This is a genomic window from Pseudoalteromonas sp. NFXS53 (assembly GCF_056629255.1).
Map to the genome: position 1 here is coordinate 72,241 of NZ_JBWVBR010000005.1, position 16,485 is coordinate 88,725.

A 16,485-nucleotide genomic window follows, 5' to 3' on the forward strand; every position below is an offset into this window, starting at 1 on the left:
ATAAAAGAATAACAACATATGAGTAGTATTAGAGGCGAGTTCAGTTCTCGCTTTGGCTTTATTATGGCTGCCGCAGGATCGGCTGTTGGACTTGGTAACATTTGGGGCTTTCCAACTCAAACTGCCTCTAACGGTGGTGCTGCATTCGTTTTAGTGTATCTTATTTTGGCCTTTTGTTTAGCTTACCCGGCTTTAATGGCCGAATTAGTCATTGGTCGTCATGGCCAAGCGAACGCAGTGTCTTCATTACAAAAATTAGCTAACTCACCATTACAGAAAAAATTCGCATTTATCGTCGGTTTTGGCGGTATTATTTGCGCGGGTTTGATCCTCAGCTTTTATGCCATTGTTGCAGGCTGGATGTTCAGTGCTACCGCAGAGCCGATTGCTGCAGTGACAGGCCTAGAAAGTACATCTACTTGGCTTAACACTCAGTCATTTCCACGCGACCTTATATTTACTAGTTTATTCATTATCCTGACCATTGCTATCATCAGTAAAGGCGTTGAAAACGGCATTGAAAAGTGGTCAAAGCGTCTAATGCCAGCCCTGCTGAGTATTTTAGGACTACTTATTATCTATGTAATGACTCAAGAAGGTGCAATGGAAGGCTTAAAGGCTTATTTAGTGCCTGATTTTAACTCTTTATTAGATCCGCAACTTTTGGTTAGCGCACTTGGGCAAGCGTTTTTCTCACTGTCTTTGGGTACAAGTGTGATGATTATTTATGGCTCTTACATCAGTAAAAAAGAAAACTTAGTTTCTTTGGGTGCCTATGTCACGCTTATCGATGTACTTATTGCATTCGTAGCAGGCCTTTTAATTATTCCTGCTATGTATGTCGCACAAGCGCAAGGTGTGGCTATTTTCTCAGAGTCTGGCGCCCTGTTATCTGAAGATACCTTAGTATTCCAAGTATTGCCTGCTCTATTCTCCAGCATGGGCGATATTGGCTACTTCGTCGGCTTTGCCTTCTTTGCACTGATGAGTATTGCAGCCCTTACGTCGTCTATTTCAATGCTTGAAGCGCCCGTATCTTATGCTGTAGAAAAATTTGCTTTAGGCCGTGTTCAAGCAACTTGGATAATTGGCGGGATCATCTCTCTTGTCAGTTTCACTATCATTTTCAACTTCTCTGCATTGTTTGGTTTTGTAGTAAGTTTAACAACGCAATTCTCTCAGCCATTAATTGGGATGCTTTGTTGTATCTTTGTGGGCTGGATCTGGCATAGAAATAAGCTACTCGCCGAAATTAAAAATGGCCATGAAGAAGCTGAGAATACATTATTTTGGAAAGTGTGGCCTTGGTACATCAAGTTTGTATGCCCACTGGCAATCGCTATGGTGTTTATTCATTCGTTTTAAACAGAGCTAGCGACCTATTAAAAAAGCGAGTATCGAACTCGCTTTTTTATTGTTTTAATTCCATATCTGTATGTGGAATGCCATCTTCTAGATAAGTGTCAGATATCGCTTTGAATCCTAAACTTTCATAAAAAGGGGTTAGATGAGTTTGCGCACTCAATTGTACTTTATAATCAGGCCAAATGTTCTTGCATACATTCAATGACTCCTTCATTAATTTTGATGCTAGCCCCTTTCCTCTATTTGGCTCAGTAATAATTACTCTACCAATCGCAGTTACCTGCGAAGTTTTTTGATAGCAACGTGAATAAGCGACAACCTCTCCATCACTATCTAAATAATAAATGTGTCGAGTCTCTTCCAGAATATCAACGTCATCTAATTCAGGGTACGCGCATTCTTGCTCAACAACAAAAATATCTACCCTTGCTTTAGCTAATTTGAAGAATGTTAACGTATCTAAGTCAGAGAATTTTTTTACATAACATTTCATGCTTTTCACCGATAAAAAAGCCTAGCTATGCTAGCTAGGCTTTTAGTAAATTAAGACGTACTAACTTAGTTAAATAGTCTTTCTAATTGATCACATAGTTGAGACACATTCACATGATCATGCTCGATGGTTAAATCAACATACCCATCACCTCTAAAGGCTCGATCAAGTTCGATTAACACGTGAGTTTTGTGCGCTTCAGGCACAAATGACAGCTCTATCTCTTGAATGCCAAATAACGAACGCGTGTTAGGTCTATATTCTAACTCTTGATAGCAACCAGACGTTGATTGAAAACTAGATGCTCTTAAATAGCCTTTTTCAACATCCGCTTTTACTAAGCTGAATCCAAGCTTGTCCATGGCCTGCATACAGGCTTTGACAGCTTCGTTCGGGTAAATGTGCAGCGTATCTTTGTCATTAGGATCAATGGCCAAATCAATATCAAGACCGGTTTCAACCCAAACGAATGAATGATTGTAACCCGCGTTTAACTCAGTAATCGGGGTTTCTGAATGCAGTCTAGCTTCAAATGGGATGACTTTCTTTTCACCTGGTGCAATTACAAATTGCTCTGAAATACGCCATTTGTCTAGAACATGATTGGTAAAATATTCGCCATCATCTGACTCAACTTTTACTCGCGTCATCAGAGCTAATTCTAGGCCGGATACCTGTTGCTCAACATCTCCGCCTTCAACAATAATTTGTGCTTGAAACTTTTGACCTGGATATAAATGTTCAGTTTCTAAAATAGTATCGACCTTCGCAGCCCCGATACCCACAGATGCAAGGATTTTTTTAAACATCGCCTCTCCTGTAGAGATTATTCCTTCTTAATGCATCTTAACCACATTTATTAAATCTTGTCAGCGAAAATTTTTGTTTTTAATGCAAATATCTTTCACTGATAACAAGTTAGTCAAATTTTACACACTATTCGCCTAAAGTTTTGATTTATAAATCAGTCAGTTTTGCTAATATGCTAAATCAATTTCGCTTAATTATATTGAATATGGAACTGTTGTTTTTTGCTGTCGCATTTGCATGCGGATTTTCTATTTACCAACTCAAGCTGCCGCCACTCATTGGTTTTTTAATGGCCGGCTTTATTCTAAACCTAATGGGTCACCAGACAACTGACTTACTTACAAAGTTAGCTGATCTGGGTGTTACAATACTACTATTCAGTATTGGCCTAAAACTCAAAGTCGGTAATTTAGTTAAGCCTCAAGTGTGGGGTCCAGCAACACTTCACATGGTTTTAAGCACTGCATTTTTTGCAAGCCTATTGTTATTATTGGGTGCTGCCTCACTGCCGCTTTTCAGCTCATTAGATACCTCAAGTGCTTTGCTTGTGGGTTTTGCTTTTAGTTTCTCTAGTACCGTATTTGCAGTCAAGGTGCTAGAAGAGCGCGGTGAAATGTCTGCGCTACACGGCAAAATAGCCATTGGTATTTTGGTTATGCAGGATATCTTCGCGGTTATCTTTTTGGCTGTCAGCACTGGTAAAGTGCCAAATATCTGGGCACTTGGACTTTTAGTCGCTCTGCCTTTATTTAGACCTGTCATGTTTTGGGTACTAAATCGTTCTAAACATGGTGAACTTTTACCTCTATTTGGCTTTTTCTTCGCCTTAGTAATTGGCTACCATGCGTTTGAGTTTGCAGGATTAAAAGGTGATTTAGGTGCACTTATCATAGGCATGATGTTTGCCCCTCATAAAAAAGCCAGTGAGTTGTCTAAATCATTACTCAATGTAAAAGACATTTTACTTGTCGGCTTTTTCTTAAATATTGGCTTAAATGCAAATATTACACCTAATGCGCTGTTAGTTGCGGTCATGCTTATTTTAGTGTTACCTATCAAGGTTATGCTTTATTACCTGTTAACCAACTTCTTCAGACTCAGAGCGCGTACCTCTTTATTAAGTGCATTTACACTGTCGAATTATAGTGAGTTCGGATTAATCGTATGTGCGGTAGCAGCTTCAACAGGCCTCATTACCAGCGATTGGTTAGCTGTTGTTGCCATAGCAGTGTCAATCACCTTTGTCATAGCTTCTCCGCTAAATAAACGTGCCAATGAGCTGTACGTTAAGCTAGAGCCTTGGCTATTAAAATTTGAGAGTGATAAACGGTTGGAAGAAGAATTACCTGTTAATTTAACTGATACCAAAATAGTTATTTTCGGTATGGGCCGAATTGGTACAGGTGCTTACGAAACCATAGAAGCGTCGCACCCTGGTAAGGTAGCAGGTATTGATATCAAACCGGAAGTCGTTGATAAGCATGTGAAGCGCAACCGTCGTGTTTTACTCGCCGATGCGACCGATCCAGATTTCTGGCAACGTATGAACCACTCTGACGTTGATATGGTAATGTTAGCCATGCCTAAGCATATGCAAAACATTTTTGCACTAGAGCAGCTTAGAGCATCGGGTTTCAGTGGTCGTGTCAGTGCCATCGCATACTATCCAGATCAACAACGTGAATTAGAAGAAATGGGCGTAGAGTTTACCTATAACTTCTATCTAGAAGCCGGTAGTGGTTTCGCTGAGCATGTTAGTCAAAAAATATTTAATTAATAACTTAAAAAGTTATCAGTACCATAGCAGGTACTGATAACTATTTCTATTTACCACTCAACAACTTACATCTAGACGTCTAATATTCCTTGTTCCTAATAATGCAAGTCGATTTACAAAGCTTTACATGGGCCGTAGAAATCATGCTCAAAAAAAGAGTAAACTGGAACGGTCTTATGAGCTAAGTCTCTATTTTAAACACAATTTTTGTTTTAAATGTGATTGACCTTAAGCTCTTATTTTTTGGAATTTTTGGCAAGCGAGAGGCATTGATGCGTAAAGGTAAGGCAGAATTAAATTTTTCAGCCGTAGTGGATGACGTTAAAGCAAGTCCTTTTGTGGATTTGCAAAGCCGACTTGACGAGCTGCAAGACAATGGAATGACAGCGCTGACAATTCGCACTGTTTTATTTAACAAGATGCTAGATATGCACAGTGTTCCGGCCGATCATTTTTTGAGAAAAGAATCAGCCCCATCTAGATTAGATGACCCGAAAATAATTGAAACACTTAATGACCTTGGCTTTTATAAACAAAGCAAAGTCGTTCATTAATTAATTGGGGAGCCTACTCTCCGACTCATAGGCTGGCAATGCCCGTCGCCAGCCTATCTTCTTCCCTAATGAGTATTATTTGCTTATTTCTTTCTCTTCTAATACTTCTTTTTTGATAATTTTCTTCGGTATAAGACTGAGAACAGCTAGCTTTATTGGTAACCAATAAATTGCATAAACAGAATCATGTTTTGCGTCATATTTACCAACGCCAATACTTACTTTGCCAGCCTCAGATGCTTTTATTAAAGTCCCACCTAGCCTATCCCAAATTGCTAATGCAGAGCCTAAGTTGGTATCAAAGTGTTTAGGGTTATCGCTGTGATGAACCTGATGTTGAGCTGGGCTAATAAACCACCCTTCTAACTTGTCTCCCCAACTAAACCAAATGTGGGAGTGTCTTAAATTAGCACCAAAAATATTAAATAAGAATACAAAGGCATTTGCACCTAGAATGTCGAACATGCTTAACGAAGTGCCAAATAAATGATAACCCACACCAACAGCGATACCTTGCGTCACCGCCATTCTGCAAGCATATAAGTAGCTCTCAACAGGGTGGGTTCGATAAATAGTGAATGGCGTCAGCACCTTTGCTGAGTGATGAACTTTATGAAACTCCCATAAGAATGGAACTTTATGAAGCAATAAATGCAGCAAGTATCTAGTGAAATCATCAAGCAAAAATAGTATGAGTGTAAAAAAAGCAATCACACTGGCTTCTGGCCATTGCAACATAAGTGGTTTGCCGAGCACCCACTCTAGAAAATCAGTAACAGCTATCGCGACAGGCACCATGGTGAGCACAATGGGTGCAAACGTTGCTGCTTTAATTACTTTATTGGTTATTAACAGTGTGTAGTCTAATTTCGCACTTTTACACAACCACACATCTCTAGGAAATAAAAAGCGTAAAAAACCTTTGCCACTTTTTGACTTCTCAACTTGCGTATATACAAAAAACGCCATAACGATCGCGCTAAGTAAATACGGAATATAAATGCGCTTGTTAGCGTCAATTAGATAGGAAGGCAATGCTGAAAAGTCTTGCCAAATTTGCTCTAACACACATTCTCCTTTAGAACTGAAATATATAGAGATGTACTTCTATCTTAATAGATTTATGAAGGTAAAACACATCAAAAAGTATACGAAATAGAGACGTTACTCTCTTACATTTTACAAGTTAATGCGCAAAGAAAGTATACGAAAAAGGGCCACAAGTGGCCCCTAATTAATAGTTATAAAATACCGATTAAAACTGATATTTATAGCCAAATATAACTTGTCTTGGTTTGCCCGGGCGCGCACCATAAGGTCTACGGCTCACTACTTTCTCTTCATCAAGTAGGTTATCAATCTTAAGATAGATACGTCCATACTGATCAAAATCGTAACCCGCAGATATATCAACCGTAATCGCACTATCAGTTTTTACACCATTTAAACCATCAGCAATAATCTCGCCATTATCATCAACAAGATCACCAGCTCTTTCTTGCATTGAAGAAACATTCTTAATGCTTAAATTGGTGTACCACTCGCTTGCCTCAAGACCAATATTAAATGCAAACTGATGTTCAGGAACATATGGCAGGCTGTCACCAGAAGTCACTCTACCCCATTGATCAAAGTCTGATGTGAAATCTGTTTTAAACTCACCTTTGGTGTATGTATAAACAAAGCCATAAGGTATATCTATTTGTAAATTCAGAGGGTAGCGCTGAGAAAATTGTGTTTCTAGACCGTATACATCAACTTCACCACCGTTGAATTCCTGGTCTATTGCCTCATCAATACCACAATTTGAAAATCCGCAACTTTCTTTTAAGTTACTGTAATCATTAAAGAATGCAACCGCTTCGAATTGCGTTATTCCGTCATTAAATCGACCACCAAACTCATAGTTAACGCTCTTTTCAACTTCGATATCTGCGGCTTGTTTAGGACTGCTTGGAACAAAGCCTTGATGCACACCAAATAATAGACCAGAGTCATCATTTAATTGATAAAAACCACTTACACCTGGTAACCAGATGGTGGTCTTTTTCTTTTGCCAATCGTCAGCATCTTTTTTATTTGTATAATACATATCCATGCTTTCGCCACGCACACCTGCAGATACCGTTAAATTACCCAGCGCTACAGTATCCTCAATGTAAACTGAAAGCGCCTTCGTGTTTTCGATATTTGTCGTGGTGAATACGGCTTCTTCAGCTGTTTTTAGCGCAAAACCGTCTTCCATTTCATATGTTTCAGTAAAGTGCTTACGTTCAATTTCATCTTCATGTAATCGAACACCGAAAGCAAGCTTGTTCTCAACACCCTGAATTGAAAAATCATAATTACCATCAACTTGAATACCCTGAGAGAAGTATTCGCGGTCATTGGTACCCATTAGTAAATAATGCGTCGTACTACCTGATTCCACAGAGTTTTGCGTGCCAGAGATAACCGCGTATTCTCTTTCATATTTTTCAGGGTTAGCCAAAATAGCTGACAAGCTAGCTTGAGAGCCTACTAACTTACTGAGCTTCAACCAAGCTCGTTCATAGTCATGTCTATAAACACGGGTTGTCATTGATAAGTTATCGTCTGACATATTATGCGAAAACATAATCTGCTGGTGTTTAGTATCCATTAATGCCGGCTGAGTAGCTGCATAACGTCTGTACGGATTTTCAGCAAAATCTGCATCAGTTAGGCCTAAATACGTTTCGTCTGACTTTTCATCAGCATAAGACAGTTTAAGTCCGAACGTATGATCTACCCCATCATTAGTCAATTTATAATTGAATTTAGCTAAAAGGTCATTTTTATCAAAGCCTGTGTTACCACCGCCATCTAAGTCTTTAAAGCCATCAGCTTTTAGATTTACACCTTCGACTAAAAAACCTACGTTATTAACAACAGAGCCAAAGTGTCCATGTACTTTTTGATAACCGTCAGTCCCTCTTGCGATATCGATACCACCTTCAGTAAACTCAGGTACTTGTCTAGTTACAAAGTTAAGCGCACCAGCTACGGTCTGAGGGCCATGCTTTATGGCTGCTGGTCCTTTAAATACTTCAACCGCAGTCATACGCGTAGGCACGGGAAAATAGTACGCTGCTGATGCAGAATAAGGAGAAGGGCCAATCAGTACGCCATCTTCCATTATTGTTATCTTTTTGCTTCGCTCAGGTGTTACCCCTCTAAAGCCAATATTTGGACGAAGACCATAACCATCTTCTTCCCTAATATTCACGCCAGGTACTTTACTTAAAATACGGTGAATATCGTCATACTCAAACTTCTCAAGCTCAACCTCTGTTAGCAAAGTCGTTGAACCCGCCTCAGTGCGAAGTTTATCTGTATGGCTTAGTATTGTAATGTGTTCAATATTGTCACCGCTTGTTTCCTGTTTGTTATCAGCAAACGCAGACGTCGTAATACTTGCCACAGTTAATGCTAAAAGTGTTTTTTTCATAGAACTCGCTCTTTAATCGTTGTCGCCTGCTGAAGTTTTAGGTAGTTCAAGTGCTAACTTATTAATGAAGTCATGCTTGAATTGATCAGTAATATCTTTAACTTTAGCGTGAGTGTGCTCAACTTTTTCTTTTTCATTTACAAGTGCTTGCTGCAGGTTACCGTCAATTGCGTCAATTGCTGCATTTGAATCCTGAATCCCTTTCAGCATGGCTTCTTTTATATCTGAGCCACTTTCAAAATCTAAGAAATCATCAAAACCAGTTGTATTTTCCACTGCAGTGCCATTGCCAGTAAATAACTTTTCAAATGCAGCTAGATTCGCTTTCATATTTGCTAAAGAGTTAGCAGCGACTGGAGATTCGACATCTTCTGCACACGGATCTAAGCCGCAAGAGTTACTGAAGTAACCAAGAGGAAGCGCCAACTTTTGGTCTTTTAATTGCTTATCGGCATAAAACATTGCATTAGTAATTACATTTACCGCAGCATGCGCACTGTCAAAGCTGTTACCTGGCTCACCCGCTTTTTTAAGTTCAATGGCATAGCCAGTTTCACCAAGCCACTTTTCTAATAAAACTTTTGAATTATCAACTAAGTCATTTGCTACTTCGAGTGCAAACTCACAACGAGCAACACGACGCTCACCATCGGTTCGACTGTTCCAATCCGCAAGGGCATCATTAGCAATTGAGCAGCTGTGATTTAATTCTGTACTAAATAATAAGTGTTCTAAACTTACTAAACCGCGGCGAGTTGCTGTACGGTTTTTAATATCATAAGGGCGACTTTCATCTAAATTGATCACACCATCTTCGAAATATGCTGTATCTTGGTCAACGCCACACGTACTCTTTGCTGGCCATGAATAAATTAAGTTTCTTAACTCACCTTCATTCGTCGCCAGTGGACCTACCTGCATCAGTTCTGCTTGTTGCCAAATTGCAGTTGTAATTCTCCAGCTAGATTGGGCCGCTGCAAGTGCATTTAACCTTGCTTGCTCCTCGCTTTCTCCAGCCGCAACTGATTTTTCAACATTGCAATAAGAAGCTAATGTTGTGCTGTTCTTCTCTGCTTGTTCCTTAAATGAAACGAAAGTAGGCGTAATGACGTTATCAATTAAGTTTGCTAACAAGGCCGTTTCATCGAAGCTTGTTGTATTACCACCGTTATCAACAACTGGTGTGCCACCGTCAAAGTTTTCACCTTGGCTGCTCGAAGTGCTTTCTGAGCACGCTGCCAGGCCAAGTATTAAAGAAGTAGTTAAAGCCAAAGGCTTCAGTTTTGCGGATCTCAACATAAAATTAATCCTAAAATCTCGAATCATAGATACAGAAAAAGGTTAGTAACCTAAATCACTAACCTTTCAATATATTGTTAGCTAAAACTATTACCAGTTTTTAGCGTTTTCTTCTGCAAAGTCATATGCGTCAGCTAGAATGTCACGTGCTTGGCGTAATTTTTCTGCGTAGGCTTCAAACTCTTCAGTTGTGCCCGTTACTAATGGCTTATCACCCATTAATGTGTGAACTTCAACGAATTTAGCCTCACCAAAATCAGCTTTTTTCGGGTTTAAATTATCTTCAGCAAATGGAGAGAATGGGCTAAACTGGAAGTTTAACGCGAAACCTTTCATCTCACCCCAATGCTTGGCGTAAGTAGCAAACTCATCAGTAGTATATTCACCATCTTTTAAGTTTTCGATATCGCTAATAGAGTCATTGATGTAATGAACCACAGTCGCTGCAATGGCTTTTTCCCAACCAAGCGCAGCACCAATTACATGCTTTTCAAACTGTGCTTTTACATCTTCAGAGAATTCTTCAACTTTAGAGCCATGGTTGTCAGTGATGATCTTACGACCCGCAATAAAGTTAGCCATAGCTTCAGCTGTGAAGTCAGTTGTCACTTCAGCACCACGGTCACGTTTAGCAGCATTTGATGAGTTACCCCATACAAATTCAGACGCTAAGTCAATAACACCATTGCCGTCAATATCATTTTTACCCTGGAATGCATCACGACCGCCTTTTTTAGCAATTTCGTCATCTGAGTATTCTAGGTAGTTACGTGATGCGCCAAAGTAACCGAAACCTTCATCGTATTGGTGCTCAAGCTTCGTATATAGAGCGCCTTCTTTTTGCGCTGTCGTGTTATCTGATTCTAGACCTTCACCAAGATAGTCATCAGTACCTTGTGAAAACATTAAAGCGCCTAGTGTGTGTTTTTGTACAAGTTGTACAAGGTCTAAACCTTCTGGTGTGATGTATGCTTTGGTAATCGCAACACCATTAGCATCTACTAAGCTATCACCGCCATTTACTTTTTCTATTTGAGCAATGAATAGATCAAAGTAGTGTTTAACTAAACCTTCTGGTGTCTTAGCTTGAGTACCGAATTCAGTAACACCTTTGAAGTTGCCTTCAACTTCCCACTCTTTATACATTTTCGAAGCATCAGCACCTGCAATTTTACCGCTAAGCTCTTTACCTGAACTTGAAATTGCAGCAAATGTTTTTTGCTCATAACCAGATAAATCATCACCTAAGTGAGTAATTGGGTTCTCAGAAACAGAATCATAATCGCCCCAAAGCGCATCAAGTTTTGCTCTTACATCTGCAGCTACAATGTTATTTGTTTCAATGTACTCAACAGTCATTAAACCCATGTAGTGTTTAATTTCGGCTGATAATGCATGACGTGCAGTCTGACCAGTGTAAGCAACTGATGAACCTGTTCCAAGTTTAGAAGCAAATTCATAAACATTTACGCCGTCTACTGCTTCAACGTCAGTAACCGTTAGCGTCAGTTCTTTGTCAAAAGTTAAACCACCAGCATCTTTTACTGTTACTGTTACTTTAACTTCAATTTCTTGCTCAAAGTTGATAGCAATTGAATCTTTTAATTTTAAACTGCCTTCAACAATTTCGAATCGGTCATCAGCTACTGTGAAAGTTGCACCTTCTGCGTTGTCATCTGTTGCGCTTAAAGTACCAACAACAACACCTAATGCGTCTTCAGTAATTGCTGATGAAGAAAGAGTGATATCAGTAGGTGCTTTGTTTGTAGGCGTTGTAGGTGTAGTTGTGTCAGGTGTAGTTGTTTCGTTATTACTTGAACCGCCACACGCAGTTAAACCTAATGTTGCAGCTAAGATAGATGTAGCTAACAGAGACTTACGAAGGGTCATTCTTATTGTCCTTTGAAAATACTAAATATTATTAAATTTTAATTGCGGCAAAGTATACACGCATCTAAATAACAATCAATATTATTTACACTGTCATAAATAGTACTTTTGTCAAAAAAGAGTGCGAAAAATATTCTCAAACCCATTAAGAAACCAAAATAAAAACTTTAAAATCAATAAGATAATCATGATTTTTTAAAAAGGCAATTCAATAACCTTTATGAGAATCAATATCAATTACTTTATATTTATTGTGCTATTATCAATTATTCTCGATGCCATCATTAAATATTTGTTGTGCAGTCTGCCAAATAGCCAAATTCACAGGGTCTTTTAACCTTGTAGATTTAGCTATTAAACCAATTTCTATATCAGTGTTACCGCTATTAATAGGTAATACTCTCACTTGCTGCTTAAAAGGGCTTTGAGATAAAACAACATCTGGTACTAAAGCGATGCCAAACCCCAAACTGACAAGGGCCACGATTGCCTCATGACCTGATACATGCGCATAGACTTTCGGCTTAAAGCTTTGCTCGACACAGAACTCATCAAGTCTTTCTTTTAATACCCCCTGCTCAGGCACAATATATTCGAGCTTTGACCAATCAAGTGTCAGTGTAGTCATTGCATTTATAGTTTCGGAAAGTGGACTCTCCATAGTCGGCGCTATCATGAGCAACTTAGCTTCACCTAGCTTTGTATAAGCAAGGCCTGCTGGTAGTTCCCTTGGTTTAACTGCTACGGCTAAATCCGCTTTTTCAGCTTGGACGTTCGATATTGAAAGCGCGGGGTCGCCAGTATTTAGGTTCAATTCAACATCTGGGTATTTTTTACGGAATGCCGCAAACAACTTATATATATAGCTATAACTTGCCGTCACAGAACAATATAAGTCAGCTTCTCCCGATAAAACCTGTTGCTCAGTTTGACATTGCCCTTTAAAAAGCCGCCATTGATTTAGCGTTGCATTGGCATAGTCAACAAAGGCTTTTCCTTGAGAAGTTAATGACACACTGCGGTTATCTCTTATAAATAAAGGCACGCCGACTTCTTCTTCTAATTGTTTAATTTGCCGGCTCAGTGTTGGCGCACTAATAAAGCAAAGATTACTTGCTCGGCCAAAATGTAGGGTATCTGCCAGGGCTAAGAAATACTTAAGTTGTTTATGGTCCATTTTACATTTCAAAAATTGAAACACAGTAATTCAAATATATCATTTTACGAAATCAAAACTACCCCCTATTCTCAAACTCGTATCTAGACAAACACTTATTTTCTATAAAGGCTCTAACATGGCGAATTATTTTAATACTCTTCCTTTACGCGAACAGTTAGCACAACTTGCTCAATGCGAGTTTATGAACCCAAAAGAATTTGAAAATGGCGTAGCAGCTCTTGAAGGTAAAAAGCTAGTAATCGTTGGTTGTGGCGCACAAGGTCTAAACCAAGGTTTAAACTTACGTGATTCAGGGTTAGATGTCAGTTATGCCCTGCGCAATTCTGCGATTGCTGAAAAGCGGGCTTCGTTCGTTAATGCATCAGAAAACGGTTTTACCGTTGGCACTTATGAAGAACTTATTCCTACTGCGGACTTAGTGCTTAACCTTACCCCAGACAAACAACACACCAGTGTCGTTGAAGCGGTTATGCCACTGATGAAACTAGGCTCAACACTGGCATATTCTCATGGCTTCAATATTGTTGAAGAAGGTATGCAAGTCCGTGAAGACATCACTGTGATCATGGTTGCACCTAAGTGTCCGGGTACTGAAGTACGTGAAGAGTATAAACGTGGCTTTGGTGTACCGACACTTATCGCCGTTCACCCTGAGAATGACCCTGAAGGTAAAGGCCTTGAGCAAGCGAAAGCCTATGCTGCGGGTACTGGTGGACACAGAGCTGGCGTTCTTAAGTCTTCTTTTATCGCCGAAGTAAAGTCAGACCTAATGGGTGAACAAACTATCCTTTGCGGTATGTTACAAACAGGCTCATTACTTTGTTTCGATAAGATGGTAGAAAAGGGTATTGATGCGGCGTATGCGTCAAAACTTATTCAATACGGTTGGGAAGTCATTACAGAAGCACTTAAACATGGCGGTATCACCAATATGATGGACCGCTTAAGCAACCCAGCAAAAGTGAAAGCATTTGAGCTAAGTGAAGAGCTAAAGCAAATCATGCGTCCTCTGTACAACAAACATATGGACGACATCATCAGCGGCGAATTCTCAAGCGGCATGATGGCCGATTGGGCAGAAGACGACGCCAAGCTTCTTTCGTGGCGCGCAGAAACCGCTGAAACTGCATTCGAAAAGCAAGAAAATATGGCTGAAGAAATTTCTGAACAAGCTTTCTTCGACAAAGGTATTTTAATGGTTGCTATGGTAAAAGCAGGTGTTGAACTTGCGTTTGAGACCATGACTGCCGCAGGCATTATTGAAGAGTCTGCATATTATGAGTCGCTTCACGAAACGCCGTTAATTGCAAACACAATTGCACGTAAGAAACTATTCGAAATGAATCGTACTATTTCAGATACGGCAGAATATGGTTGTTATTTATATAACCATGCGTGTTTACCACTACTTCAAGATTTTATGAAAGAGATTGAAACTGATGTCATTGGAGAAGGGTTAAGTTCAGATAACTTTGTTGATAACCAAGCATTAATTTCGGTAAATAGCGCAATTCGCAATCATCCTGTAGAAAAAGTGGGTGAGACATTACGCGGTTACATGTCAGCAATGAAAAAAATTGTTTAGAAACGTTTCGCTTGTTAGAAACCAAGCCCAATAACTGTAAAGTTTTGGGCTTTTTTACTATTTGTTTACAATTTTAAATAAACTTCAATAGTAGATAAGAATTCCTATGCTAGAATAATTACTTAACTCGTTATCAAAATAAGTAATATGAAAGCGAATAGTTTATCCATTACAGTAAAAATCTCACTCCTCGGAAGTTTAATTGCAATTATAGTTGCATTACTCATCGGGGTTATCTCTACCTATCAGGCAAAAGGCATGGTCGAAAGACGCATGTTACACTCTGAATTGCCTAGCAAAGTAGAAAACATAAGCAAATCGATTGAGAAGCAAATTGCACAAATGAAAGATGCTGCAGAGCTGCTTTCAAGCAATCAATTTATTCTTGCCAATGCTAAAAATCATCGACAGGATGACACCCTACTTGTCTCTGAATTACAACGTATTGCACAACAGTTTGACTTAGCAACCGCGTCATGGGCAAACCGTGAAACAGCTGAGTATTGGAATCAACACGGATTCTTGCGTGTTTTGAACCATCAAGAAGATGGCTGGTTTTATGGATTTACTCAATCAGGCGAAGCTTACTCAATCAGCATTTTCAGAGAAACCACTGGTGCAGTGAATATGTTCGTGAACCACCAGCAGTTGAATGGTATTGGTTTGGCAGGCCTTGCGAAAAGTGTCACTGATATGCAGAGCATGCTCAGTCAATTCACACTTGAGCAAACTGGGTTTGTTTTCGTCGTTGATAATACTGGCGCAATTAAGTTGTTTCCTGATAGTCGCTCAACTCAAGCACAGTCTTTGAAAGACTTGTATGGCAGTGCAAATTCCAACGCACTTTTACAAAATAACGCGTCAAACCTGATTAATGTTACTTTGAATAATGAAGCACAAGTGATTGCAAGTCAGCCAATCAAAGGCACTAATTTATATGTTGTGGCACAAGTACCAGAGCATGAGGTTTATACCGAAATACGTAGTCTGCAATGGCAGATTGTGGGGTATGCCAGCATCATTGCAATTTTTGCTTGCTTAGTCAGCTTTTTCTTAGCGCGCACATTGGCAGCCCCACTTTCAAAAATTGCTCAACTATTTGCCAACTTAGGCAGTGGCGATGCAAGACTAAATTATCGACTACCAGAATCAACACAGCCAGAGCTGCAAGAGCTAAGTGATGGCTTTAATCAGTTTATTGCCAAGATAGAGCAAGCCATCAAACAAGTGGCAAATGAAAGCCATGAGATTCGTGCCACCAGCCTGAAACTAACAGAGCAAAGTAATCGAACTTGCCATGCCCTTAATGAACAAAAGTCTCAAACATTATCTGTAGCGGCAGCGATTAATGAAATGGGCGCAACGGTGCAAGAGATCGCAGGCAATGCAAATAACTCTGCACAATTGACTGAATCGAGTAAAAATACGGTTAAGCACAGTGAACAAGAAATTGCCCAATCTCAGATCACATTAGGTCAACTTGCGGATGACATAAATAGTATGGCAGAACAAGTTAACTCACTCGTTGAGCGAACCCGCTCAATTGCAAGTATTGTAGAGGTGATCAGAGGGATCTCAGAGCAAACAAACTTGCTGGCGCTGAACGCTGCAATTGAATCAGCACGAGCTGGTGAGCATGGTCGTGGTTTTGCAGTGGTAGCGGATGAAGTGCGTGCATTGGCAAGTAGAACGTCTCAATCTACTGATGAGATCCATAACACCATTAATGAACTCACTTTTGCCGCAGAAAATATTGTGTCACAAATCACGCAATCTAGAAGTCAAGCTGAGCAGAGTGTTATGAGTATGCAAAACTCTGTAGATCTTCTAAAAGACGTCAGCGAAACATCAAATCAGATCAATGATATGACAACCTTAATCGCTGCTGCGACCGAGGAGCAAAGCAATGTCGTTGCTGAAGTGGGACTAAACATTGAGCAGATTAGCGCTGCTAGCGATAACGTTGTCGATGAAACGCAAGCAATTTCACAAGCTATTGAAGCCCTCGCCGAGTCAGCGAAAACACTCGATGGTTTAGTTGTGAGTTTCGATAGTAAGTAATT

At 39.7% G+C, this 16,485-nt stretch carries 12 protein-coding genes; 5 read left to right on the forward strand and 7 right to left on the reverse strand.

Annotated elements, in window-relative coordinates; all coding sequences use genetic code 11:
* Positions 1-18: 18 nt before the first annotated feature.
* Positions 19-1,365, forward strand: coding sequence for a sodium-dependent transporter (locus tag AC1HJP_RS07610; RefSeq protein WP_480361291.1), 1,347 nt, complete (start codon positions 19-21; stop codon positions 1,363-1,365).
* Between the two features lie 46 nt (positions 1,366-1,411).
* Here AC1HJP_RS07610 and AC1HJP_RS07615 read toward each other — a convergent pair whose 3' ends face one another.
* Both AC1HJP_RS07615 and AC1HJP_RS07620 read right to left on the reverse strand, forming a co-directional pair.
* Positions 1,412-1,858 carry a GNAT family N-acetyltransferase gene (locus tag AC1HJP_RS07615; RefSeq protein ID WP_480361292.1) on the reverse strand — a complete coding sequence of 149 codons (447 nt, stop codon included), beginning with the start codon at positions 1,856-1,858 and terminating at the stop codon, positions 1,412-1,414.
* Positions 1,859-1,923: 65 nt separating this feature from the next.
* Positions 1,924-2,667 carry a sporulation protein gene (locus tag AC1HJP_RS07620; protein ID WP_138482911.1) on the reverse strand — a complete coding sequence of 248 codons (744 nt, stop codon included), beginning with the start codon at positions 2,665-2,667 and terminating at the stop codon, positions 1,924-1,926.
* Positions 2,668-2,873: 206 nt separating this feature from the next.
* Here AC1HJP_RS07620 and AC1HJP_RS07625 point away from each other — a divergent pair, with 206 nt between their 5' ends.
* On the forward strand, positions 2,874-4,445 hold the full coding sequence (locus AC1HJP_RS07625) for a cation:proton antiporter domain-containing protein (protein WP_480361293.1): 1,572 nt from the start codon (positions 2,874-2,876) through the stop codon (positions 4,443-4,445).
* A gap of 272 nt (positions 4,446-4,717) precedes the next feature.
* Positions 4,718-4,999, forward strand: coding sequence for a hypothetical protein (locus AC1HJP_RS07630; protein ID WP_138482907.1), 282 nt, complete (start codon positions 4,718-4,720; stop codon positions 4,997-4,999).
* Positions 5,000-5,074: 75 nt separating this feature from the next.
* Here the strand turns inward: AC1HJP_RS07630 and AC1HJP_RS07635 are convergent, their stop codons facing one another.
* The 5 genes from AC1HJP_RS07635 to ilvY form a co-directional block, all read right to left on the reverse strand.
* Positions 5,075-6,067, reverse strand: a complete 993-nt coding sequence (locus AC1HJP_RS07635) for a sterol desaturase family protein (RefSeq protein ID WP_480361294.1) — start codon at positions 6,065-6,067, stop codon at positions 5,075-5,077.
* A 187-nt stretch (positions 6,068-6,254) separates the two neighbouring features.
* Positions 6,255-8,468 (reverse strand): TonB-dependent receptor family protein, encoded by a 2,214-nt coding sequence (locus AC1HJP_RS07640; protein ID WP_480361295.1) that lies wholly within the window; start codon positions 8,466-8,468, stop codon positions 6,255-6,257.
* A gap of 12 nt (positions 8,469-8,480) precedes the next feature.
* Positions 8,481-9,767: an imelysin family protein gene (locus AC1HJP_RS07645; RefSeq protein WP_480361296.1), complete on the reverse strand. Its 1,287-nt coding sequence runs from the start codon at positions 9,765-9,767 to the stop codon at positions 8,481-8,483.
* A gap of 90 nt (positions 9,768-9,857) precedes the next feature.
* Positions 9,858-11,657, reverse strand: coding sequence for a DUF4856 domain-containing protein (locus AC1HJP_RS07650; protein WP_480361297.1), 1,800 nt, complete (start codon positions 11,655-11,657; stop codon positions 9,858-9,860).
* Between the two features lie 262 nt (positions 11,658-11,919).
* Complete coding sequence (ilvY, locus tag AC1HJP_RS07655; RefSeq protein ID WP_480361298.1) at positions 11,920-12,834, reverse strand: HTH-type transcriptional activator IlvY; 915 nt, start codon at positions 12,832-12,834, stop codon at positions 11,920-11,922.
* A 118-nt stretch (positions 12,835-12,952) separates the two neighbouring features.
* On the opposite strand from ilvY, the gene ilvC reads away from it, so the two are divergent.
* Together ilvC and AC1HJP_RS07665 are read left to right on the forward strand one after the other, a co-directional pair.
* Positions 12,953-14,422 carry a ketol-acid reductoisomerase gene (ilvC, locus tag AC1HJP_RS07660; protein WP_480361299.1) on the forward strand — a complete coding sequence of 490 codons (1,470 nt, stop codon included), beginning with the start codon at positions 12,953-12,955 and terminating at the stop codon, positions 14,420-14,422.
* Between the two features lie 147 nt (positions 14,423-14,569).
* Positions 14,570-16,483 carry a methyl-accepting chemotaxis protein gene (locus AC1HJP_RS07665; protein WP_480361300.1) on the forward strand — a complete coding sequence of 638 codons (1,914 nt, stop codon included), beginning with the start codon at positions 14,570-14,572 and terminating at the stop codon, positions 16,481-16,483.
* The last annotated feature ends 2 nt before the right edge of the window (positions 16,484-16,485 follow it).

What these genes read in the sequence shown, in the direction of transcription:
- AC1HJP_RS07620 (WP_138482911.1), bottom strand. Translation starts at nt 2,667, where the DNA reads ATGTTTAAAAAAATCCTTGCATCTGTGGGTATCGGGGCTGCGAAGGTC.
- AC1HJP_RS07645 (WP_480361296.1), bottom strand. Translation starts at nt 9,767, where the DNA reads ATGTTGAGATCCGCAAAACTGAAGCCTTTGGCTTTAACTACTTCTTTA.
- ilvY (WP_480361298.1), bottom strand. Translation starts at nt 12,834, where the DNA reads ATGGACCATAAACAACTTAAGTATTTCTTAGCCCTGGCAGATACCCTA.
- AC1HJP_RS07630 (WP_138482907.1), top strand. Translation starts at nt 4,718, where the DNA reads ATGCGTAAAGGTAAGGCAGAATTAAATTTTTCAGCCGTAGTGGATGAC.
- AC1HJP_RS07640 (WP_480361295.1), bottom strand. Translation starts at nt 8,468, where the DNA reads ATGAAAAAAACACTTTTAGCATTAACTGTGGCAAGTATTACGACGTCT.
- AC1HJP_RS07650 (WP_480361297.1), bottom strand. Translation starts at nt 11,657, where the DNA reads ATGACCCTTCGTAAGTCTCTGTTAGCTACATCTATCTTAGCTGCAACA.
- AC1HJP_RS07610 (WP_480361291.1), top strand. Translation starts at nt 19, where the DNA reads ATGAGTAGTATTAGAGGCGAGTTCAGTTCTCGCTTTGGCTTTATTATG.
- AC1HJP_RS07625 (WP_480361293.1), top strand. Translation starts at nt 2,874, where the DNA reads ATGGAACTGTTGTTTTTTGCTGTCGCATTTGCATGCGGATTTTCTATT.
- AC1HJP_RS07665 (WP_480361300.1), top strand. Translation starts at nt 14,570, where the DNA reads ATGAAAGCGAATAGTTTATCCATTACAGTAAAAATCTCACTCCTCGGA.
- AC1HJP_RS07615 (WP_480361292.1), bottom strand. Translation starts at nt 1,858, where the DNA reads ATGAAATGTTATGTAAAAAAATTCTCTGACTTAGATACGTTAACATTC.
- ilvC (WP_480361299.1), top strand. Translation starts at nt 12,953, where the DNA reads ATGGCGAATTATTTTAATACTCTTCCTTTACGCGAACAGTTAGCACAA.